The following is a 280-nucleotide window of genomic DNA, read 5'->3' as shown; positions in this document are numbered from 1 at the left end:
AGCCCCGTGCCGCCTGCCTCGGACGCGAAGGGACGGGTGTCGCTGAGCTGCCCGACCATGCCTCGCCCGATGCCCTCCTGCCCGGTGACGGGCTCACCCGCCGCCCCGAGGAAGCGGTCGAAGTAGGCGCGCTCGCGGGGCAGGAAGCCGGACTTCTTGACGTTGCCCTTCCAGTTCAGGATGTCGAGCGGTCGATGGCCCACGTTGAGGTCGCCCGTGACGAGCGCGTGAGCGCCGTTCGCGCCCAGCTGCGCCATGCGCTCGCCCATCGCGTCGAGGA

At 71.4% G+C, this 280-nt stretch carries 1 pseudogene; it reads right to left on the bottom strand.

Annotated elements, in window-relative coordinates:
- A pseudogene (locus KI686_RS17750) lies at window positions 1–280 on the bottom strand (hypothetical protein); the annotation flags it as partial.

The sequence above is a fragment of the Polaribacter sargassicola genome, assembly GCF_021991835.1.
GTDB lineage: Bacteria > Bacteroidota > Bacteroidia > Flavobacteriales > Flavobacteriaceae > Polaribacter > Polaribacter sargassicola.
This window is presented reverse-complemented; position numbering and strand designations above follow the sequence as displayed.